Source organism: Streptococcus oralis (genome assembly GCF_001579025.1).
Taxonomy (GTDB): domain Bacteria; phylum Bacillota; class Bacilli; order Lactobacillales; family Streptococcaceae; genus Streptococcus; species Streptococcus oralis_X.
Genome location: NZ_KQ970235.1, coordinates 1,147,093 through 1,167,419 on the forward strand (window position 1 = coordinate 1,147,093; position 20,327 = coordinate 1,167,419).

General features: G+C 43.6%; 23 protein-coding genes and 1 pseudogene. 2 read left to right on the plus strand and 22 right to left on the minus strand.

The genetic code is table 11. The features are described from left to right. The 6 genes and pseudogenes from SORDD27_RS10340 to cdaA form a co-directional block, all read right to left on the minus strand. Positions 1 to 143, minus strand: a pseudogene (locus SORDD27_RS10340) (4-hydroxy-tetrahydrodipicolinate reductase); the annotation flags it as partial. 152 nt (positions 144 to 295) lie between these two features. Next, on the minus strand, positions 296 to 1,144 hold the full coding sequence (locus tag SORDD27_RS05505; RefSeq protein WP_061427812.1) for a DegV family protein: 849 nt from the start codon (positions 1,142 to 1,144) through the stop codon (positions 296 to 298). A gap of 2 nt (positions 1,145 to 1,146) precedes the next feature. Continuing rightward, a complete protein-coding gene (locus SORDD27_RS05510) occupies positions 1,147 to 1,521 on the minus strand; it encodes a DUF1149 family protein (protein ID WP_001050092.1) in 375 nt (124 codons plus the stop codon). A 73-nt stretch (positions 1,522 to 1,594) separates the two neighbouring features. Further along, complete coding sequence (gene glmM, locus SORDD27_RS05515) at positions 1,595 to 2,947, minus strand: phosphoglucosamine mutase (protein WP_061427814.1); 1,353 nt, start codon at positions 2,945 to 2,947, stop codon at positions 1,595 to 1,597. Between the two features lie 30 nt (positions 2,948 to 2,977). Next, entirely contained in the window at positions 2,978 to 3,775 is a 798-nt protein-coding gene (locus SORDD27_RS05520) for a CdaR family protein (protein WP_061427816.1), read from the minus strand. Beyond that, positions 3,762 to 4,619 (minus strand): diadenylate cyclase CdaA, encoded by an 858-nt coding sequence (gene cdaA / locus SORDD27_RS05525; RefSeq protein WP_061427818.1) that lies wholly within the window; start codon positions 4,617 to 4,619, stop codon positions 3,762 to 3,764. The genes SORDD27_RS05520 and cdaA overlap by 14 nt, the downstream gene beginning before the upstream one ends. 136 nt (positions 4,620 to 4,755) lie before the next feature. Between cdaA and SORDD27_RS05535 the strand changes: the two genes are divergently transcribed. After that, positions 4,756 to 5,724, plus strand: a complete 969-nt coding sequence (locus SORDD27_RS05535; protein ID WP_061427820.1) for an NAD(P)/FAD-dependent oxidoreductase — start codon at positions 4,756 to 4,758, stop codon at positions 5,722 to 5,724. Positions 5,725 to 5,755: 31 nt separating this feature from the next. On the opposite strand, the gene whiA is transcribed toward SORDD27_RS05535, so the two are convergent. From whiA to SORDD27_RS05585, 10 genes are all read right to left on the minus strand, one after another. Further along, on the minus strand, positions 5,756 to 6,667 hold the full coding sequence (gene whiA, locus SORDD27_RS05540; protein WP_061427822.1) for a DNA-binding protein WhiA: 912 nt from the start codon (positions 6,665 to 6,667) through the stop codon (positions 5,756 to 5,758). Then, the gene (locus tag SORDD27_RS05545) at positions 6,664 to 7,641 is read right to left on the minus strand and encodes a YvcK family protein (RefSeq protein WP_061427823.1); all 978 of its coding nucleotides are present in this window, start codon (positions 7,639 to 7,641) and stop codon (positions 6,664 to 6,666) included. Before SORDD27_RS05545 ends, whiA begins: the two co-directional genes overlap by 4 nt. Continuing rightward, positions 7,638 to 8,528 carry an RNase adapter RapZ gene (rapZ, locus tag SORDD27_RS05550; RefSeq protein ID WP_000163039.1) on the minus strand — a complete coding sequence of 297 codons (891 nt, stop codon included), beginning with the start codon at positions 8,526 to 8,528 and terminating at the stop codon, positions 7,638 to 7,640. Before rapZ ends, SORDD27_RS05545 begins: the two co-directional genes overlap by 4 nt. Positions 8,529 to 8,579: 51 nt before the next feature. Further along, entirely contained in the window at positions 8,580 to 8,960 is a 381-nt protein-coding gene (locus tag SORDD27_RS05555; RefSeq protein ID WP_061427825.1) for a RidA family protein, read from the minus strand. A 9-nt stretch (positions 8,961 to 8,969) separates the two neighbouring features. Then, a complete protein-coding gene (gene yihA, locus SORDD27_RS05560; protein ID WP_020900580.1) occupies positions 8,970 to 9,557 on the minus strand; it encodes a ribosome biogenesis GTP-binding protein YihA/YsxC in 588 nt (195 codons plus the stop codon). Between the two features lie 8 nt (positions 9,558 to 9,565). Further along, positions 9,566 to 10,798, minus strand: coding sequence for an ATP-dependent Clp protease ATP-binding subunit ClpX (gene clpX / locus SORDD27_RS05565; protein ID WP_002874765.1), 1,233 nt, complete (start codon positions 10,796 to 10,798; stop codon positions 9,566 to 9,568). 31 nt (positions 10,799 to 10,829) lie between these two features. Continuing rightward, positions 10,830 to 11,000, minus strand: coding sequence for a hypothetical protein (locus SORDD27_RS05570; RefSeq protein ID WP_000442253.1), 171 nt, complete (start codon positions 10,998 to 11,000; stop codon positions 10,830 to 10,832). Further along, a complete protein-coding gene (locus SORDD27_RS05575) occupies positions 11,000 to 11,506 on the minus strand; it encodes a dihydrofolate reductase (protein ID WP_061427827.1) in 507 nt (168 codons plus the stop codon). The genes SORDD27_RS05570 and SORDD27_RS05575 overlap by 1 nt, the downstream gene beginning before the upstream one ends. Positions 11,507 to 11,624: 118 nt before the next feature. Further along, positions 11,625 to 12,299 (minus strand): (d)CMP kinase, encoded by a 675-nt coding sequence (cmk, locus tag SORDD27_RS05580; protein ID WP_061427829.1) that lies wholly within the window; start codon positions 12,297 to 12,299, stop codon positions 11,625 to 11,627. A 9-nt stretch (positions 12,300 to 12,308) separates the two neighbouring features. Further along, on the minus strand, positions 12,309 to 12,818 hold the full coding sequence (locus tag SORDD27_RS05585) for an SAG1386/EF1546 family surface-associated protein (RefSeq protein WP_000410190.1): 510 nt from the start codon (positions 12,816 to 12,818) through the stop codon (positions 12,309 to 12,311). A gap of 46 nt (positions 12,819 to 12,864) precedes the next feature. On the opposite strand from SORDD27_RS05585, the gene SORDD27_RS09740 reads away from it, so the two are divergent. Next, positions 12,865 to 13,068, plus strand: a complete 204-nt coding sequence (locus SORDD27_RS09740) for a ferredoxin (protein ID WP_002874767.1) — start codon at positions 12,865 to 12,867, stop codon at positions 13,066 to 13,068. Between the two features lie 76 nt (positions 13,069 to 13,144). Here SORDD27_RS09740 and SORDD27_RS05590 read toward each other — a convergent pair whose 3' ends face one another. The 6 genes from SORDD27_RS05590 to SORDD27_RS05615 all read right to left on the minus strand — a co-directional run bounded on the left by SORDD27_RS05590 (position 13,145) and on the right by SORDD27_RS05615 (position 20,251). Beyond that, entirely contained in the window at positions 13,145 to 14,110 is a 966-nt protein-coding gene (locus tag SORDD27_RS05590; protein ID WP_061428095.1) for a glycosyltransferase family 2 protein, read from the minus strand. Between the two features lies 1 nt (position 14,111). Next, entirely contained in the window at positions 14,112 to 15,131 is a 1,020-nt protein-coding gene (gene galE, locus SORDD27_RS05595; protein WP_001156534.1) for a UDP-glucose 4-epimerase GalE, read from the minus strand. A 101-nt stretch (positions 15,132 to 15,232) separates the two neighbouring features. Then, positions 15,233 to 16,336, minus strand: a complete 1,104-nt coding sequence (locus tag SORDD27_RS05600; protein ID WP_061427831.1) for an NAD(P)/FAD-dependent oxidoreductase — start codon at positions 16,334 to 16,336, stop codon at positions 15,233 to 15,235. A 16-nt stretch (positions 16,337 to 16,352) separates the two neighbouring features. After that, the gene (locus tag SORDD27_RS05605; protein ID WP_061427833.1) at positions 16,353 to 17,150 is read right to left on the minus strand and encodes a Nif3-like dinuclear metal center hexameric protein; all 798 of its coding nucleotides are present in this window, start codon (positions 17,148 to 17,150) and stop codon (positions 16,353 to 16,355) included. Further along, entirely contained in the window at positions 17,137 to 17,814 is a 678-nt protein-coding gene (locus SORDD27_RS05610) for a tRNA (adenine(22)-N(1))-methyltransferase (protein WP_061427835.1), read from the minus strand. Before SORDD27_RS05610 ends, SORDD27_RS05605 begins: the two co-directional genes overlap by 14 nt. Positions 17,815 to 17,914: 100 nt before the next feature. Continuing rightward, positions 17,915 to 20,251 carry a cation-translocating P-type ATPase gene (locus SORDD27_RS05615; RefSeq protein WP_061427837.1) on the minus strand — a complete coding sequence of 779 codons (2,337 nt, stop codon included), beginning with the start codon at positions 20,249 to 20,251 and terminating at the stop codon, positions 17,915 to 17,917. Positions 20,252 to 20,327 lie beyond the last annotated feature (76 nt).

The following is a 20,327-nucleotide window of genomic DNA, read 5'->3' on the forward strand; positions in this document are numbered from 1 at the left end:
ACAGGAACCCCCTGCCATTCTGATTCAGACTCAAAAGGATCCAACACTGCCACCAAGTCCAAGTCAGGATCAGCCAAAACCATCTGACAAGCGACCTGACCCATCTTTCCCTTAAACCCAGCAATAATCACTCGAATACTCATCTCTACTCCTGACTAAGATACAAAGGACGTTAGCTGCCCGTGAAAAATAGGGAATGTCGCTGACTTTCCATGAAAGGCAAGACAGACATCTTTTTTCAAGAGGCAGGTAGTCCATGTTCAATTTCTAAGATACAAAGCCTGCCCAGAACAATCTAGACAACTGGCGTATAGCTCAAGGCGATACTACCTTCACCAAGGTGGGTCCCAATGACACTACCAAAGCTGACAATTGGAATCTCAGCAGTCACACCACTCTCAATTAAAAGTTGACGCAAATCCGCTGCCTTTTGAGGAGCGTTTCCATGAATGACTGTAATACGATAGTCCCCATCTTTTGTCAACTCCTTGATGATTTCCACCAAACGTTTGATTGCTTTCTTTTCTGTACGAACTTTTTCGTAAACTTCAATCACTCCTTGGTCATTAAAGTAAAGGATAGGCTTGATACTGAGGAGATTCCCTAAGATAGCTGCCCCATTTGACAAACGTCCTCCCTTAACCAAGTGGTCGAGGTCATCTACTATGATAAAGGCTGAATTATCAGCAATTTGGATAGCCAACTTCTCCTGAATCTGGGCAAAATCATCGCCTTGTTCTGCCCATTCAAAGGCACTCTCTACCATAAATCCTAGAGGGGAACTTGTGATATGGGTATCTGGAAAGGCAATGGTCAAGCCATCATACTCATCCAACATGTATTGGATGTTCTGATAAAAACCTGAAATTCCTGACGAAAGAAAGAGTCCCAAGACATGGGTATAGCCTTCATCTTTCAAGGAACTTAGAGTCTCATCCAATTTGGCAATACTTGGTTGACTGGTCTTAGGCAATTCAGGAGACTGAGCCATTTTTTGATAAAATTCCTCAGCAGTCAGATTGACACCTTCGACATACTCTTCCCCATCAATATTGACAGGAATATCCAAGATAAATAGATTCTCTCTTTGCAGCGTCTTCTCCTCTAAATAGGCGGAAGAATCTGTAATGACAGCTAATTTCATGACTAAAACTCCAAATTGATCCCTGGAAGATCCAAGGCGATTTCTGTTACTTCATATGTCAAACGGTTGAGCATGTTCAAGCATGGACGTGCCAAGGTTTCGACTTCTTCTTGGTTAAATTCGCTTGGTTCGTTGACAATACGACCTTCCACGTGGTTCACTTGGGAAATCGTCCCGCTGATGACAAATTTGTCAAAGACAATCATAAAACTCAAGATAACAACTAGCGAAGTTACTTGGTTTTCTTGGTCATGTTGGAGTAACTGAAAGTTCACGTCTACCTTGGTTTCAGGAGCTCCATTTTCATTTTCCCATTCAAAGTTACGAGCATCAAAGTGATACTGGCTAACAAATTCTTGTTCTCTTTTAAGATTCATTTTTCTCTCCCTTTGCTACAATTTACTATGCAATTGTACCACATTTTTATCATTTCATCTAGTTTTCTAGGCTTTAGTCAATTCCGATTTCATCTTTAACCACAGCAGCAATCGTATCTACATAGTAGTTGACTTCTTCTGTTGTTGGTGCTTCTGCCATGACACGCAAGAGGGGTTCTGTTCCACTTGGGCGGACAAGGATACGACCGTTGCCTGCCATCTCTTCTTCCATCTTTTCGATGATTGCTTTGATAGCTGGTACTTCCATGGCTTTTTCTTTCATGGCATTTTCCACTCGGATATTGACCAGTTTTTGTGGGTAAATTGTCACTTCTGATGCTAGTTGAGACAAGCTTTTGCCTGTTTCTTTCATGATTTTAGTCAATTGGACAGCTGATAATTGACCATCACCAGTTGTATTGTAGTCCATCAAGATAACGTGACCTGATTGTTCACCACCAAGGTTGTAGCCTGATTTTCTCATTTCTTCAACGACATAGCGGTCACCAACAGCAGTCACTGCCTTGTTAATGCCAGCGCTATCCAAAGCCTTATGGAAACCAAGGTTAGACATAACCGTTGTCACGATGGTATTTTGAGCCAACTGGCCTTTTTCAGAAAGGTATTTCCCGATGATGTACATGATCTTATCACCATCGACGATGTCGCCATTTTCATCGACAGCAATCAAGCGGTCACTGTCTCCGTCAAAGGCCAAACCAATAGCTGACTGGCTTTCTTTGACTAGTTCTTGGAGAGCTTCTGGGTGAGTTGAACCAACATTTAGGTTGATGTTAAGACCATCTGGTGTTTCCCCGATAACAGTCAACTGAGCACCTAGATCAGCAAAAATCTGACGAGCACTCGTAGCTGCTGCACCGTTGGCTGTATCCAAGGCAACTTTCATTCCTTCAAGAGGAGCTCCTGTTGAAACAAGGTAGCCTTCATACTTACGCAAACCTTCTGGATAGTCCACCAAGGTTCCCAAGCCCTCTGCACTCGGACGAGGAAGTGTGTCTTCGGCAGCGTCCAACAAGGCTTCGATTTCTGCTTCTTTTTCGTCATCAAGTTTGAAGCCATCCCCACCAAAGAACTTAATTCCATTATCAAGTGCTGGGTTATGACTCGCTGAAATCATGACACCCGCACTAGCTCCCTCAGTTTTAACCAAGTAAGCTACTGCTGGTGTTGCAAGGACACCGAGTTTGTAGACGTGAATCCCTACAGATAGGAGACCTGCCACTAAGGCAGATTCTAGCATTTCTCCTGAGATACGTGTATCACGTCCTACAAAGACTTTAGGGGCTTCTGTTTCGTGTTGGCTAAGAACATAACCACCAAAACGTCCCAGTTTAAAGGCCAATTCTGGCGTCAGTTCTACGTTTGCTTCTCCACGGACTCCATCGGTCCCAAAATATTTACCCATGTTGTTAATCATCCTTTTCTACTTTTTTATTTATTCTTGTTTAGACGAGTCTGGTTTTGTTTCTGAACTCGTTGAAGACGAGCTGCTAGTCGAGGATCCTGTTGACGAGGTTGTTGACGAAGAATTCGAGCTAGACGATGCTGTCTTGGTTGTGATTTTCATTGTAGTGTCAAATGGCATAATGACGCTTGGCAAGACATTTCCATTTTTATCGACTGCTTGTAGTGGAACAGAGGCTGAATAGTTACCTGTTATCCGTTCACTAGTCGGTAAGATGGCAATGACACGATCTACTCTAGAGAGAGTTTCCTCATCACTAATGACCGTTACTTTTTCATCTGACACAGTGACTGTATCAATTTTCACACGAGAATCAATCTGACTAGGGTCAATCTCAGGCACAACGATTACATTGTCTCGTTTTGCTTTTTTACCGACCTTTACTGTTATCTTTTGAGGAGTTGCAATAGCCGTCAAACCACTCGGTAAATTTTCAATGGTTAGAGGAACTTCGATGGTTCCTACACTGGCATTGGTTAAGTCAGCTTTGACCTTGAATTTTCGAGTGCTTTCCTGCATTTCGCTCGCCAAAGCAACTCTGTTTGACCCTGTCAGAAAGACCGTCACCTCAGATGTAAAACCACTGATAAAATACTGGTCGCTGTCATACTGAATATCAATTGGGACATTAAGAACTGTGTTTGTATAAGTCTCCGTCCGCACCTGTCTGGCACTGTTGCTATTCTGATAGTTTGTCAATGTTGCATAGATAAAGAGAATGCAGGCGAAAAAGAAGGAAGAAATAATATAAAGACTATTTTTTCTCATGTTTCAATCCTCCTAGCAAACGCTCTTTCAGACCGTGCTTTTCCTCTGATGCTGGAAGTAAGATTCTTCTTAACTCCGATTCAAACTCTTCCAAGGTCAAATCATGCTTAAAGACTCCATTATAGGTAATGGAGATTCCGCCTGTTTCCTCTGAAACCACAAAGGTAAGAGCATCCGATACTTCTGACAAACCAATCGCCGCCCTGTGACGTGTCCCAAACTCCTTGGAAATTCCTGTATTTTCAGTCAGGGGTAGGTAGGCTGAAGTAACGGCAATCCGATCTTCTCTGACAATGACCGCACCATCGTGCAAGGGAGTGTTGGGGATAAAGATATTAATCAATAACTCGGATGAGATTTTCGCATCTAGAGGAATTCCAGTTGATATATATTCCTGCAAGGTTCTCACTCGCTGAACAGCAACCAGAGCACCTATCTTACGCGGACTCATGTACTCGACTGATTTGACAAAGGCACGAACCATTTGCTCTTCCGCACTAATAGGGGCATTGTAGAAGAAATCAGTAGCTCGACCCAATCTCTCCAAACCAGTCCGAATCTCTGGTGAAAAAATAACCACCGCTGCAATGACCCCGTAGGTGATGATCTGATTAATCAACCAGGAAATGGTCGTCAAACCAATCATATTGGACAGAATCTGACCTAAAATAAAGACCAAGACTCCCCGCACCAAAATCATGATTTTGGTCCCTGCAATCGCTTTGGTAAAATGATATAAAATATAAGTCACAATGAGAATATCTATCAGATTGATGACTATCGTCCAAGGACTTGAAAACAAACTCGTCCAGTATTGTAAATTGGATAATTGTTGAAAATTCATCCCTGGCCTCCTCCCTGTCGAAACACTTTCTGTACCATTATACCATTTTTTGCCCATTTTTTCCCTATCCTACCTCATTTTAAATTAAGCAAAAATATGATAAAATAAACTGATTAGAAAAAACGAAGGAGAAATCATGTCTCAACTCTATGATATTACCATTGTCGGTGGCGGTCCTGTCGGGCTCTTTGCTGCCTTTTACGCCCACCTACGCCAAGCCAAAGTCCAAATCATTGACTCCCTTCCCCAGCTCGGTGGTCAACCTGCCATCCTCTACCCTGAAAAGCAAATCCTTGATGTGCCAGGTTTTTCAAACCTAACTGGGGAAGAGCTGACCAATCGCTTGATTGAACAGCTAAATAGTTTTGAAACACCTGTTCACCTCAACGAAACTGTTCTTGAAATCGAGAAACAAGATGAAGGATTTAGCATTACAACTAACAAGGGAAGCCACCTGACTAAAACAGTCATCATTGCCATGGGTGGTGGTGCCTTTAAACCGCGTCCGCTCGAATTAGATGGCGTCGAAAACTATGAAAATATCCACTACCACGTTTCCAACATCCAGCAATACGCTGGTAAGAAAGTGACCATCCTTGGTGGAGGGGACTCAGCAGTGGACTGGGCTCTGGCTTTTGAAAAAATCGCCCCAACTTCTCTTGTTCACCGTCGAGATAACTTCCGTGCCTTGGAACACAGTGTGCAAGCCCTGCAAGAATCATCTGTGACTATCAAGACACCATTCGTTCCTAGCCAACTCCTTGGAGATGGAAAAACACTTGACAAACTGGAAATCACCAAAGTCAAATCAGATGAAACCGAAACTATCGAAGTAGACCACCTCTTTGTCAACTATGGTTTCAAATCATCTGTTGGCAATCTTAAAAATTGGGGTCTGGACCTCAACCGTCACAAGATTATCGTTAACAGCAAGCAAGAGTCTAGCCAAGAGGGTATCTACGCCATTGGGGACTGCTGCTACTATGAAGGTAAGATTGATTTGATCGCTACAGGACTGGGTGAAGCACCTACTGCCGTCAACAATGCTATCAACTACATTGACCCAGGGCAAAAAGTGCAACCAAAACACTCGACCAGTTTATAAGAAAAGAACCACGAATCAACGATCCGTGGTTTTATAGCTCATCTGCAATCTTGTTTATTTTTCTCAGTCTGTGGTTGACACCACTCTTGGTCAGGGGATTGCTCAGACTATCCGCCAACTGCTGGATAGAGTAGTCTGGGTGCTGGATCCGTAAGCGAGCTACCTCCTGCAAATCCACTGGTAAATTTTCCAAGCCCATTCGATCTTTGATTTTACTGATATTATTGATGGTTTTCATGCTGGCAGAAACTGTCCGAGCGATATTGGCTGTTTCAGCGTTATTGGCTCGATTGAGATCGTTACGAGTTTCACGCAAAATCTTGACGCGCTCAAAATTATCACGGGCCTGCATGGCTCCAATCACAATCAAGAAATCCATGATGTCCTCTGCACGCTGGAGATAGGTAACTGCACCTTTCTTGCGCTCAATGACCTTGGCATCCAGTAAAAATTGCTGGAGGAGAGAGGCCAGTCCTTGGGCGTGGTCCAGATAAACGGAACTGATCTCCAACTGGTATTTGCCAGACTCAGGATCACGAATGCTACCATTTGCCAGAAAGGCCCCACATAAGTAAGCACGTCCAGCTTCTTCATCTGCTAGAATATCAGGATCAATACCTGTCTCCAAACCAAAGAAGGAATCCGCAAGCCGCAAATCAGCTAAAAGCTCCTGCACACTCTCATCGGTATAGACCGTGTAGACACGATTCTTACGAAGATTGCTTCTCTGATGGTGACGAATTTCTGACTTGATTTCATAAAAATGGAGAAAAGACTCATAAAGGTGCCGAGCTAACTTAGCATTTTCGGTCACGACGGACAAGGTCAAGCCTGAAGTAGAGAGACCGATACTGCCAGACATCTTGATGATGGCAGACAATTCATGGCGGCTTAGATGATGTTGACCAAGAATTTCCTCTTTTACTGCAACTGTAAAACTCATTTTCTCACCTGTATAATGCGCATCAATTCGTCTACAATCAAATCGCCATCATGGAAGGCACCTCCATTTTCCAAACGAAGGAAGTTGGATGAAATCACACGAGGAACCTGCTTGCAAAGACCAGCAAAGTCATGCTCTACCTGAACCAAATACTCATCAAAACGGTTGGTATCCATGTATTTTCTAGGAACCTTTTCGATATTAACCAAGACCGTATCAATAAAAGGCCGACCTAAGTGTCGATGGAGGACTTCCACGTGGTCACTGTCTGAAAAGTGCTCTGTTTCCCCGCGCTGGGTCATGATATTGCAAACATAGGCGATCTCTGCCTTGGTCTCCAGTAGAGCCTGCCCAATCTCCTCGATGACAATATTGGGCAAAATCGATGTAAAGAGGGAACCAGGCCCCAAGACGATCATGTCACTCTCGAGAATGGTATTGACTACTCGACGGCTGGCTTGCGGTGTTTCATCATCCAAGGTATTGGTCACATAGACATGATCAATCATGCCCGGATGATCTGCAATGTGGCTCTCACCTGCCACCTCAGAACCGTCTTTAAAGACTGCATGCAGTGTCAAAGGCTGATCGCTTGATGGGTAGATTTTTCCTGTTGTGTGGAAAAAGAGACTTAGCAGCTGTATGGCATTATAAGTGGACCCCTGCATTTCAGAGAGCCCTGCTATGATGATATTCCCCAGTGGATGACCCGCAAAAGCTCCAGCCTCTTCTGAGAAACGGTACTGAAAAACCTTCTCATAAAACTTAGGCATATCCGACATGGCTACCAGAACATTGCGAAGATCACCAGGTGGTGTCAGCTGTTGGATATTCTTTCTTAGTTCACCAGAAGAGCCACCATCATCAGCTACCGTTACGATAGCAGCGATATCAACATCCTTTTCTCGCAAGCTTTTCAAAATGACGGGGATACCTGTTCCTCCACCAATCACCGTTATCTTTGGTTTTCTCATGAACGGTTTACCGTTTCCTTTCTTCTGTCTTTGTCACGATGGCTTTCATTGACAGGCCAATTTTTAGCAAGGTCCTCAGCGATTCGTTTTGCAAAGGCAACACTACGGTGCTGTCCACCTGTACATCCTACTGCAATGGTTAAAACAGACTTGCCTTCTTTTTTGTAACTTGGCAAAATGGGTTCAATCAAGGCGAGTAAGTGCTGATAGAAACTTTCAGACTCTTCATGATTCATCACATAGTCATAAACTGCTTGATCCTCACCTGTCTGATTGCGGAGTTCCGGAAGGTAGTATGGATTTGGCAAAAAACGGACATCAAAAACCAAGTCTGCATCAATAGGGATACCATACTTGAATCCAAAAGACATGACCTCGATACGGAAAGACTGGGCTTGTTCTTGGTCTGAAAATTGCTCAGCAATGGTTTTACGCAGTTCACGCGGGGTAAGTTCTGTCGTATCCACCACATTTTGACTCATGTTTTTCAAAGGTGCTAAGAGTTCACGTTCCAGCTTAATGCCATCTAAAATCCGACCATCAGCAGCTAGAGGGTGACTTCTTCTAGTTTCCTTATAGCGTGCCACCAATTCCTTATCTGCTGCGTCTAAAAAGAGGATTTTGAAGTCCAAATCATCTTGGTTTTCCAATTCATCCAAAACAGCCTGAATCTCTGAAAAGAAGGAACGACTACGCATATCGACTACCAAGGCCAGTTTGTGGTCATCGTCCTTGGTCTCTACCAACTGCAAAAACTTTGGCAAGAGGGCTGGCGGCATATTGTCAATGGTAAAATATCCCAAATCCTCAAAGGACTGAATGGCTACTGTTTTCCCTGCGCCACTCATCCCTGTCACAATAACCAGGTGAAGTTGTTTCTTTGTCATCTATCTCTCCTTATATCAAAAAAAGTTTGGCAGAGCCAAACTTCAACTAGCTTATCCAATCTCTGCGATCACTTCAATTTCGACTTTTACATCACGAGGAAGACGTGCAACCTCTATAGCTGAACGAGCTGGGAACTCCTCTTTAAAGGCAGTCTGGTAAACCTCGTTAAAAGGAACAAAGTCATTCATATCGCTCAAGAAGCAAGTTGTTTTGACAACATGGTCAAAGTCTGTTCCTGCTTCAGCCAAAATAGCACCAATATTTTTCAAGACTTGTTCTGTCTGTTCTTGGATTGTTTTTCCTACAATTTCTCCAGTTTCAGGAGATAGGGGAACTTGACCGCTAGCAAACAAAAGATTGCCAACGATTTTCCCTTGAACATATGGTCCGATTGCCTTTGGAGCTTTGTCTGTATGAATTGTTTTTGCCATTTCTTTCCCTCACAATTTTTCTAATATTGCATCCCAAGCCTGATCCATCCCTGCCTTGCTGACAGATGAAAAGAGGATGAAGTCGTCACTTGGGTCAAAGTTTAATTTCTTTTTGATTGCTGATTCGTGCTTGTTCCACTTACCGCGAGGAATCTTGTCCGCCTTGGTCGCAACGATGATAACCGGAATCTCATAATACTTGAGAAATTCGTACATCTGCACATCATCTGCTGACGGGTCGTGGCGGAGATCCACCAAACTGACAACCGCACGGAGATTTTCCCGAGTCGTTAGGTACTCCTCAATCATGCGCCCCCATTTTTCACGTTCCTTTTTAGAAACGCGGGCATAGCCATAACCTGGTACATCCACAAAACGCATCTTGTCATCAATGTTGAAGAAGTTGAGTAACTGGGTCTTCCCAGGTTTTCCTGATGTACGAGCAAGATTTTTGCGGTTCAACATGGTGTTGATAAAGCTAGACTTGCCGACATTTGAACGCCCTGCAAGGGCAATCTCTGGCAGTTCATCCTGCGGATAGTGGGACTTGTTTGCCGCACTGAGCAGGATTTCAGCATTGTGTGTATTGAGTTCCATAGTCACCTCTAGGCTGTTTCTAGGATGGGTTTTTCCGTTCCATCGACAGCTTCTTTCGTGATGCGGACCAACTTCACATTTTCTTGACTTGGCACTTCAAACATAACGTCTAGCATGGTTTCTTCGATGATGGAGCGAAGACCACGCGCACCAGTTTTGCGTTCGATGGCTTTATTGGCGATTTCCTGAAGAGCTTCATCGTCAAATTCCAACTCAACATCATCATAAGAAAGCAAGGTTTGGTATTGTTTCACCAAGGCATTTCTTGGCTCTTTCAGGATGCGAACCAAGTCATCGACCGTTAATTGCTCAAGAGCAGCAAAGACAGGCAAGCGTCCAATCAACTCAGGGATAATACCGAATTTTTGAATGTCTTCTGCGATGATTTCTTGCATGTAGGAGCTGTTTTCGTCAATCGCCTTGTTGTTTTGTCCAAAACCAATAACTTTCTCACCCAGACGTTGTTTAACGATTTCTTCGATGCCATCAAAAGCACCACCTACGATAAAGAGGATATTTTTAGTATCCACCTGAATCATCTCTTGTTGTGGATGTTTGCGTCCTCCTTGAGGCGGTACGCTAGCGACAGTTCCCTCGATAATCTTGAGAAGGGCTTGTTGCACTCCTTCACCCGAAACGTCACGTGTGATAGACACATTCTCGCTCTTCTTGGCAATCTTATCAATTTCATCTACGTAGATAATCCCACGTTCTGCACGTTCGATGTTAAAGTCAGCAGCCTGCAAGAGTTTGAGGAGGATATTTTCCACGTCCTCACCTACATAACCAGCCTCAGTAAGAGCTGTTGCATCTGCAATAGCGAAAGGCACGTTCAAGCTCTTAGCCAAAGTCTGAGCCAAGAAAGTTTTCCCTGAACCAGTTGGGCCAATCATCAGGATATTTGACTTCTGCAAATCCACATCTTCTGATTCTTCACGCGTATCGTGGAAATTGATGCGTTTGTAGTGGTTATATACAGCCACTGCCAGAGCACGTTTGGCACGATCTTGACCAATTACATAGTGGTTCAAGATGTTTAGTAGTTCGATTGGTTTTGGTACTTCAGACAAGTCCGCCAAGACTTCCTCAGCTAACTCCTCACGAATGATTTCCTGGGCCAACTCTACACATTCATTACAGATAAAGGCATTGTTCCCAGCGATTATTTTCTTTACTTCTTCTTGGCTTTTGCCACAAAATGAGCAATAAACCATCATATCATTTTTCCTATTTGTAGGCATGATTCCCTTCCGTTCTAACTATTCTTTCTCTCTAAAATAAGGTCATATAAAAAGCATGAATGCTATTCACCAAGTTTGTAAAGGCATTAAGCCAAAGTAGAGTAGCAAGTCCAAAGCGCTTTTTACGAAAAGCGTGTGTTCCAGCTACAAAACAGACAGCACACAAAAGAGCTGTAAAAAATCCAAAAATACTACGCTCCATTAGACTTCCTTTCTCTTTCTATATTCGATGGTAAAATCATAGGCATTTTTCTCATCTTTGCTATAAGATTTGCTTGCAATAGTCTCAAAAACAGTCAAGTCAAAATCTTCCGGGAAATAAGTATCCCCTTCAACTTGAGCATGAATTTGTGTCACGATAAGCTCATCTAAATAAGGTTCAAAAAGTTGAAAAATTTGTTTGCCACCGAGTATATAAAGATTTTTATCCTGATTTTGATACCAATCTAATACTGTCTCAACATCTTGAAACACCATTGCTCCCTCAATAGACTCCTCTGGATTTCGAGTCAAAATCAAAGTCTGACGTTTAGGAAGCAATCGACGCCCCATGCCATCAAAGGTTACACGTCCCATCAGTATAGCATGATTTAAAGTTGTTTCCTTAAAATGTTGCAACTCTGCTGGCAAATGCCAAGGGAGACGATCTTCCTTCCCAATCACACCTTTTTCGTCTTGGGCCCAAATGGCTATGATTTTCTTTGTCATGCTTCCGTCCTTTTTATTGATACTACTATTTTATCAAAATTCTCCCAAAAAGGCTGTTTTGAAACGCGTGCAAAAGAGAGAAAAGGAGCAGGCTTCATTTAGCCTGCTCCTCTCGTCCCTAGGACGTATATTTTTTTGCTTCTGATTCAATTTTTTCAACCACTTCTTGGATACTTAGTCCAGTTGTGTCAAGATAAACTGCATCCTCAGCCTGTCTAAGAGGAGAGGTTTCACGATGACTATCCTTGTAGTCACGCGCAGCAATCTCTTCTTTCAGCGTTTCAAGGTCTGTTTCAATCCCTTTAGCAATATTTTCCTTGTAACGACGCTCTGCTCTTTCTTCAACAGAAGCCACTAGGAAAATCTTGAGTTCAGCTTGTGGTAAAACAACTGTCCCGATATCACGCCCATCCATGACGATACCACCTTGCTGAGCAATCTCTTGCTGGAGCGAAACCAGTTTCTTACGTACTTCTGGAATGGCAGCAATGCTTGAAACCTTGTTGGTTACTTCATTTTCACGAATCGGATGAGTAATCTCAACATCCCCTACAAAAACAAGTTGCTCACCTGTTTCTGAACGACCAAAACTAATGGGGTGTTGGTTAAGAAGCTCAAGAAGTTGGTCTACATTTCCTGCATCCAACTGATGCTTGAGCGCTATATAAGTCGCAGCACGGTACATAGCACCTGTATCCAGATAAGTGTAACCAAAATCTTTAGCGACAATCTTTGCGACCGTACTCTTACCACTCGAAGCTGGACCATCGATAGCAATTTGAATAGTCTTCATGACCGACTCCTATCTTGTCTTAATCACATCACCTGGGTTGGCAAACCAAGATCCAGATGACATGTGAGAAGGATTTAGGGCTTCTAGCTGGGCAATGGAAATCCCTGCACGTTGAGCAAGAGCTGCTTCTCCCTCTCCAGGCTGTACTGTAAGTGTTCCTTCACCCTCTGTAGTATGTTCTTCCGAACTGCTCTGTGAAGGTGTTGATTCAGAAGAAGCTGTTTCCTCTACCTTGCTACTTGAAGATGATGATGCTTCCACTTTAGAACTTGAACTTGTAGAAGGAGACGATGCATCATAGAAGTCCTTTAAAGATGATGTACGATTGCTTCCACCAGTTGATAGGTAAATCAATACAACTACCATCGCTACAACAATTACAAAGAAGAGGCTAGCTAGAACTGTCAAGACACGATTGGCAACTACGCCTTTCCCTTTTTGTTTCCGGTGTCGACGCTCTGATCTTGTTTCTTCCTCATTGTTTTCGTAAATATCTTCTTGCCACGGTTCTTTTTCCATACCTTACTCCTTTGTTTTTTTACTATTTTCTTATTACAATATAAATATGAAAGTCACACTTATACCCGAACGTTGCATCGCCTGCGGGCTTTGCCAAACCTATTCTGAACTCTTTGATTACCATGATAATGGAATCGTTCGATTTTACGATGATCCAGTTGAATTGCAAAGAGAAATCGCTGAGACCAGCGATGTTCTGGAGGCCATCAAAAATTGTCCTACACGTGCACTTCTAAAAGATCCATCGTAGGAAGCAGGGAATTAATGTTATTGATTTTTTCTCATTTTTCCCCACACTTACTAGTTTAGCATATTTCTAGGTAAAATTATAGTCTTTTTTGGTTATTTTTTCCATCAATAACAGAAAGGTCACTTTTTTCTTTGACGAGATAGAGTGGTCTTTTTTTGGTTTCTAGGTAAATCTTACTGATATACTTACCAAGAATCCCAATTGTCAGGAGTTGAATCCCTCCAAGAAAGAGAATGACAGCCATCAAAGACGTCCAACCAGATGTCGGATTTCCCAAGATAAGAGTCCGAAACACTACAAAAACTGTCATCACAAAAGAAAGAAAACAAGATAGAAGTCCCGCTACAAAGGCTATACTTAAGGGAAAATCTGAAAAGTTTAGAATCCCTTCAATCGAGTAGAAAAAGAGCTGCCTAAAACTCCAACTGGTCTTGCCAGCCTGTCGTTCAACGTTTGGATAATCAAGATAGTGCGTTTTAAAACCCACCCAGGCAAAGAGTCCTTTAGAAAAACGATTGGACTCGGTCAGGGTCAAAATAGCATCTACCACAGACCTTCTCATCATACGAAAATCACGGACACCTGAGGGTAGAGCCACTGGGCTAATTTTTTGCATGAGGCGGTAAAAGAGGTTCGCACAGAAACTGCGGAAAAAGGGTTCTCCCTCCCGACTAGTTCTCCGTGTCCCAACACAGTCTATATCTGCATTTTGGTCTAGTAAGGCTTTCATCTCAAGTAGCATACTAGGAGGATCCTGAAGGTCTGCATCCATCACGACCACCAAGTCTCCAGTTGCATGCTGCAAGCCTGCATATAGGGCTGCCTCTTTCCCAAAATTTCGTGAGAATGAGACATAACGGACCGCAGGATTTTGCTCCCTATAGGTCTTCAAAAGCTCCAAGGTCCCATCACTTGAGCCATCGTCTACAAATACATATTCGACCTCTGCTCCCAAGTCAGGAAGCAGAGCTTCCACAGACTGATAAAAAAGAGGAAGTACTTCCTCTTCGTTTAGACAAGGGACGATGATTGAAATCATCATCTTAGTCTTCAAATCCATTTGGATGCTTGCTTTGCCAACGCCATGCGTCTTCACACATTTGGGTGATATCGAGTTCTGCTTCCCATCCGAGCTCTGCTTTGGCTTTTGCTGGGTCTGAGTAGCAGGCAGCGATATCACCTGGGCGACGTTCTACGATGCGGTAAGGAATAGGACGTCCCACTGCTTTTTCCATATTTTGGATAATTTCAAGAACGGAATAACCTTTACCTGTTCCAAGGTTATAAACATTAAGACCTGAACCTTTTTGGAGTTTTTTCAAAGCTGCAACGTGACCTTTGGCTAGGTCTACAACATGGATATAGTCACGAACCCCAGTTCCATCTTCTGTATCGTAATCATCTCCAAAAACTTGTACTTGCTCTAGTTTGCCAACTGCTACTTGTGAAACATAAGGTAAGAGGTTGTTTGGAATGCCGTTTGGATTTTCTCCTAAGTCTCCACTCTCATGTGCTCCGATTGGGTTAAAGTAACGAAGCAAGACCACATTCCATTCTGAGTCTGCCTTGTAGATATCCGTCAAAATTTCCTCTAGCATGAGCTTAGTACGACCGTACGGGTTGGTCACTGAAAGTGGGAAATCTTCTAAGATTGGAACAGTGTGAGGATCTCCGTAAACTGTCGCCGAAGAACTGAAGATGATGTTCTTACAGTTATTTTCTTCCATAGCTTTCAAAAGGCTGACAGTTCCTGCGATATTGTTATCATAGTAGGCAAGAGGGATACGGGTTGATTCGCCAACAGCCTTCAAACCCGCAAAGTGAATCACACCAGTCGGTTCTTCCTGCTTGAAAATATCTCTGAGAGTATCAGTATCACGGATATCTGCCTCATAGAAAGGAATCTCGACTCCTGTAATTCTCTCAACAACTTCTAAACTTTTACGATTGCTATTGACAAGATTATCCACCACAACGACTTGATGACCTGCTTGGATCAATTCAATAACAGTGTGGGTTCCGATAAATCCAGCACCGCCAGTTACCAAAATCTTTTCTTGCATCTTTTTTCCTCGATTCTCGGATTATTTTTTCTTATTTTATCATTTTTGATAGGGAATGTCATTTGACATCCTAAACTACCTGCTAAAATTTCAGTAAAATTTTATTCGCTTTTTACTCGTTTGACATAGTTTGCAATGGGATAATTTTCAGGGTCCAAGGTCAACTCCTTGTCTTGGACCAGATGGGCTAGATGGTAACCGATGATCGGCCCCGTTGTGAGGCCTGATGAACCTAGACCACTAGCCGCATAGACACCTGCTAAGCCTGGGACTTGCCCAAAAAATGGCGAAAAATCACTGGTGTAAGCACGAATTCCCACACGCTCACCCGATGATTTCGCTCCTGCCAAGGCTGGATAGTGAGGCAAGGCCGCATCCTCCATTTGCTGGATCAAGGTTTCATCCACCGTCAAGTCAAATCCCATGTCGTTTTCATGGGTAGCTCCTAAGGACAATTTCCCACCTGCAAAAGGAATCAAATCCCACTCCCCTTCTGGCATGACAACAGGATAGGATTCCATATCTTGGCTAAGTTGATAATCTCGTAGCTGTCCCTTTTGAGGACGAACATCTACCTCATATCCTAAAGGTTCCAAAAAGTCCCCCAACCAAGCTCCTGTCGCCAAAATAACCTGATCAAACACCTCTTCGCCAATCTGGTGACCTGATGCTAAAGGTGTCAGACTCACTTTTTCTTTGACCAGCTTGACTTGACTAGCTTCTAGCAAACGAGTCACTAAGAGTTGGCCATCTACTCTCGCTCCACCAGAAGCATAGAGCAGGCGGTCAAATCCTTGCAGACCAGGAAAGTAGTTATTAGCAGACGCATGGTCCAGAATAGCTAACTGGCCTATCAAGGGAGATTCTTCCCTACGCTGAAGGGCTAGTTCATAGAGTTCCTCAAGCTTGGATTCGTCCTTATTCAAGAGGAAAACTCCCGAGCGTTGGTAAAAGTCGATTTCCTGACCGGACTTTTCTAAATCAGCCAATAAATCCACATAAAAGTCAGCCCCCAAGCGTGCCATCTTATACCAAGCTTTATTGCGTCGTTTAGAAAACCAAGGACTGATAATTCCCGCTGCTGCCTTGGTTGCCTGACCCTGTTCATGATCAAAAACGGTCACCTCTAAATCTGCTTCTTTGGAGAGGTAGTAGGCAGCAGTTGCCCCTACAATCCCTGCTCCAATAATGGCAACTTTTTTCATTGTCTTCACCTTCTAACTAAATATGGTGGAAAGGATTGGTCGATGCTTGGCTAGGTATGATATCAATGGTCCAATCCTTTTCTGCCTTCCATTGATTAAGGAGTGCAGCGGTTTTTTCCACAAAAAGCACTTCGATATAATGTCCTGGATCCAATGCCAGTAGGCCATCTGACAACATATCCTGAGCTGTATGATAGTAGATATCCCCAGTGATATAGACATCCGCTCCCTTAGCTAAAGCATCAGGATAGAAAGACTGACCACTACCACCGCAAATGGCAACTCTTGAAATTTCCTTCTTCAAATCACTCTCTTGATAATGCACCATGCGAAGGCTATCTAGGTCAAATACTTGCTTGACATGCTGGGCCAATTCCCCAAAAGTCTGAGGCTGAATATTTCCAATCCGCCCAATCCCACGTTCAGGGCCTGTTTCCTGCAGATAAGTCGTCTCCTCAATGTCTAGCATCTGGCAGAACCAATCATTGAGGCCATTCTCAACGATGTCAATATTAGTATGACTGACATAAACGGCGATGTCATGCTTGATAAGGTCGATGTAAATCTGATTTTGCGGACGGCTGGCGACCAAATCCTTGATGGGACGGAAAATCGGCGCGTGCTTGACAATAATCAAGTCTACACCCTTTTCAATGGCTTCAGCCACCGTCTTTTCTCGAATATCGAGAGCCACCATGACTCTTTGGGTCTCCTTGTCTAGAGTACCGATTTGCAGGCCACGACTGTCACCCTCCATTGAAAACTCCTGAGGGCAAAAGGCTTCATAAGCTCTAATTACTTCACTTGCTAGCATGGAGCACCTCCTTGATGGCTTGAATTTTATCTACAAGAACTTGACGTTCCTCAATATTTTTTTCTGGGATTTGATTAAGGGCAAACTCTAACTTAGCAACTTCTTTTTGCCATTTTTGGACAAAGATTGGGCTGGTTTCTTTGGATAAGAAGGGACCAAAGCGAACATCACTGGCTGATAGCTTCATTTGTCCCGCTTCCACCACCAAAATCTCGTAGAACTTGCCAGCTTCTTCTAGGATGCTTTCTGCTACAATCTGAAAACTATTGTCTTGTAACCAAATGCGCAAGTCGTCTTCACGATTATTGGGCTGGAGGATTAAACGCTCTACATTAGCTAGCTTGTCCAAACCTTCCTCCAAAATTGTAGCGATCAAACGGCCACCCATACCAGCAATGGTGACAACAGAGACTTGGTCTGCCTCTTCAAAGGCTGCCAAGCCATTGGCTAAACGAACCTGAATTTTCTCCTTTAGACCGTGATTCTCAACATTTTTCACCGCTGACTGGTAGGGGCCTTCCACCACCTCACCTGCAATGGCGCTTTTGATTTGGTCTCTCTCGACTAACTCGATGGGCAGATAAGCATGGTCACTCCCTACATCTAGTAACACAGCACCTTGTGGCACAAAGGAAGCCACCAATTCTAATCTCTTTGAAATCATCTTCTCTCACTTTCCAAAACTCTATTACCTTTTATTATACCATATTTCAGCTAGCAATCTTGCACCTAAAAAGACCGCAATACACAGATTGCAGTCTTCTTTATTTTCTAGTTTGGTAACGACTGGATAGAATGAAAATCACCGTAAATACCAACATCATAACCCCATAAACAGGCAACGTTTGTCCTGTTAGGGTCGAAATTTCAAGCAACTTTTGAATCATTGGGAAAAGAGCTGTGGCTAGGAAGCCTCCTACTGACCAGACAATCAAGAGGACACGCCAGAGGGTAAATGGCATGCAGGCTCTAAATACGGATAAGAAACCGATAGACCCAAGGAGATAATAAAGTAGGGTTGAGATTTCTAACTCTGACCAACCCTGGCTAGCCCCAAATATTTTGACAAAAAGAACGCTAAAGACGACCATAAGGGCACTTGGTAGGGCACGTAGCATGGATCTTCTGAGGAAATTTGGCTCAACAGGCTTGATATTTCGCTCAAAAGTCAGAACGAATGGTGGGAACCCTTCCACGAATTGGTCGATCATGGTAATCTGGATCGGAATGAAAGGGAAAATCAAAATCCACTCAGACCGTCCTAGTAAAACACTGGCAATACAGATGACTGCAAGCAAGAAGGAATAGATGGTCTTAATCAAGAAAATCGGTGCGATATGGGCAATGTTATTGACCACCCGACGGCCTTCAAAGAGAATCTCTGGAACATCATTGAAGTCTGAGTTCAAGAGAACTAGATTGGCGATCTGGCGAGTCGCCGGATCTCCCTCCGCCATCACGATCGAACAATCTGCCTCACGAAGGGCCAGGATATCATTGACTCCGTCCCCTGTCATTGCCGTTGTATGCCCTGCTTTTTTCAGCGTTTGGATGATGAGTTTCTTTTGATGAGGGGAAACACGACCAAAAATTGCTGTCTCTTCAGCCATAGCAATCAATTCCTCATCCGTGATTTTTGAGCAATCTACATAGCTGTGATAGTCTGCAAAACCAGCCTTCTGGGCAATGCTGGATACTGTAACGGGATTGTCGCCAGAGATAATCTTGAGACCTACTTCCTGGGAACGGAGATAGTCCAGCGTCTCAGCTGCTCCTTCTCGAATCGGGTCCAAGATTTCCAGCAAGGCGAGGGCCTGAATGTCAGACGGTTTCTGTGGTTTGTGATGATCTAGTTTTTCCTGACTGAGGGCCAAGACCAAGACACGTGAACCTCTCTCTAAAGCCTCTCTGGCTTCTGGGACTTCAGAGTCCAACAACATCTCAGGCGCCCCTAAGAAAACCGTTCCTAGCCCTTCTAATTCCATAGCTCCCCACTTGCGGTCGCTTGAGAAAGGAAGATTCGAGATCGCAGGATAGGCAACCTGTCCTTGGAAACGCTGGCGAATGGCTTGAGCTGTTGGATTTTTATCCTCACTATGAGCGATATAGCTAGTCAAAATGCTGGCAATCGCATGCTCACCATACTCTTCGGTCAAAGGAAGAACAGCCTCCACCTGCATCTTTCCTTGGGTGATGGTTCCCGTCTTGTCCAAACAGAGCATATCCACGCGCGCCAAGGTCTCAACAGAGTACATCTCCTGAACCAAAACCTTTTTCAAGCCTAGCTTAATCACTGCAGTCAAGAGCGAAGTGATGGTCAAAAGGGCGATTCCCTTAGGCAACATACCCAAAAGTGCTGTCGACGAATTTACAACGGATGACTTGAGGTGCAAGCCTTTTAAAAGCAAGGCTTCTAGCAAGAGGGCCAGACCAAAGGGAATGATAATCTTCCCAGTAAAACCAGCTAGCTTGTCTAGCGATTTCATGATACGAGAGTTGATGGGTTTAACGGTCTTGGCTTCCAGCATGAGTTTGGAAGCATAGTTTTCTGCCCCGACATGGTGAACTTGAGCCAAAACTGCGCCACTGGCTAGGAAACTCCCTGATAAAAGCAAGGCATCCACTTCTTTTTGCACCAAATCACTCTCACCCGTCAACATAGCTTCATTGACTTCTGCGAATCCTTCCAAAACCAAGGCATCACTAGGAATCTGCTCTCCAGCAGACAAACGAATGACATCTCCTAGAACCAATTCTTCAGGATTGAGAGCGACTTCTTGACCATCACGGATGGTTTTGACCTTTTCCTTGGTCATGAGATTGAGCTTGTCCACCATGTGTTTGGCTCGCAGCTCGGTCACAATCCCAGAAAAAGCGTTAAAGCAAATAACGGCAAAGAAGACCAGATTGCTCCAAGCCTGCACAAAGGCAAGCGCTAGGGCAATAACAAAGTTTAATGCGTTAAAAAGTGTAAAAACATTTCGTTTGATGATTTGCCAAGTACTGGTACTGGCTGATGCGGTAAAGTCATTGACCAAACCTTGAGCCTGTCTTTCCTTGACTTCTCTTTGGGTTAATCCCATAATCTTATTTTTATCCATAAATTCTATCATATCATTTTTTTTAAAAGAATTCTAATCAAATCTAAAACTGTCCACTGTCAACTGAAAAAGTTTG

Coding starts and splice junctions, on each gene's coding strand:
- SORDD27_RS05505 (WP_061427812.1), bottom strand. CDS start 1,144: ATGAAATTAGCTGTCATTACAGATTCTTCCGCCTATTTAGAGGAGAAG.
- SORDD27_RS05510 (WP_001050092.1), bottom strand. CDS start 1,521: ATGAATCTTAAAAGAGAACAAGAATTTGTTAGCCAGTATCACTTTGAT.
- glmM (WP_061427814.1), bottom strand. CDS start 2,947: ATGGGTAAATATTTTGGGACCGATGGAGTCCGTGGAGAAGCAAACGTA.
- SORDD27_RS05520 (WP_061427816.1), bottom strand. CDS start 3,775: ATGAGAAAAAATAGTCTTTATATTATTTCTTCCTTCTTTTTCGCCTGC.
- cdaA (WP_061427818.1), bottom strand. CDS start 4,619: ATGAATTTTCAACAATTATCCAATTTACAATACTGGACGAGTTTGTTT.
- SORDD27_RS05535 (WP_061427820.1), top strand. CDS start 4,756: ATGTCTCAACTCTATGATATTACCATTGTCGGTGGCGGTCCTGTCGGG.
- whiA (WP_061427822.1), bottom strand. CDS start 6,667: ATGAGTTTTACAGTTGCAGTAAAAGAGGAAATTCTTGGTCAACATCAT.
- SORDD27_RS05545 (WP_061427823.1), bottom strand. CDS start 7,641: ATGAGAAAACCAAAGATAACGGTGATTGGTGGAGGAACAGGTATCCCC.
- rapZ (WP_000163039.1), bottom strand. CDS start 8,528: ATGACAAAGAAACAACTTCACCTGGTTATTGTGACAGGGATGAGTGGC.
- SORDD27_RS05555 (WP_061427825.1), bottom strand. CDS start 8,960: ATGGCAAAAACAATTCATACAGACAAAGCTCCAAAGGCAATCGGACCA.
- yihA (WP_020900580.1), bottom strand. CDS start 9,557: ATGGAACTCAATACACACAATGCTGAAATCCTGCTCAGTGCGGCAAAC.
- clpX (WP_002874765.1), bottom strand. CDS start 10,798: ATGCCTACAAATAGGAAAAATGATATGATGGTTTATTGCTCATTTTGT.
- SORDD27_RS05570 (WP_000442253.1), bottom strand. CDS start 11,000: ATGGAGCGTAGTATTTTTGGATTTTTTACAGCTCTTTTGTGTGCTGTC.
- SORDD27_RS05575 (WP_061427827.1), bottom strand. CDS start 11,506: ATGACAAAGAAAATCATAGCCATTTGGGCCCAAGACGAAAAAGGTGTG.
- cmk (WP_061427829.1), bottom strand. CDS start 12,299: ATGAAGACTATTCAAATTGCTATCGATGGTCCAGCTTCGAGTGGTAAG.
- SORDD27_RS05585 (WP_000410190.1), bottom strand. CDS start 12,818: ATGGAAAAAGAACCGTGGCAAGAAGATATTTACGAAAACAATGAGGAA.
- SORDD27_RS09740 (WP_002874767.1), top strand. CDS start 12,865: ATGAAAGTCACACTTATACCCGAACGTTGCATCGCCTGCGGGCTTTGC.
- SORDD27_RS05590 (WP_061428095.1), bottom strand. CDS start 14,110: ATGATGATTTCAATCATCGTCCCTTGTCTAAACGAAGAGGAAGTACTT.
- galE (WP_001156534.1), bottom strand. CDS start 15,131: ATGCAAGAAAAGATTTTGGTAACTGGCGGTGCTGGATTTATCGGAACC.
- SORDD27_RS05600 (WP_061427831.1), bottom strand. CDS start 16,336: ATGAAAAAAGTTGCCATTATTGGAGCAGGGATTGTAGGGGCAACTGCT.
- SORDD27_RS05605 (WP_061427833.1), bottom strand. CDS start 17,150: ATGCTAGCAAGTGAAGTAATTAGAGCTTATGAAGCCTTTTGCCCTCAG.
- SORDD27_RS05610 (WP_061427835.1), bottom strand. CDS start 17,814: ATGATTTCAAAGAGATTAGAATTGGTGGCTTCCTTTGTGCCACAAGGT.
- SORDD27_RS05615 (WP_061427837.1), bottom strand. CDS start 20,251: ATGGATAAAAATAAGATTATGGGATTAACCCAAAGAGAAGTCAAGGAA.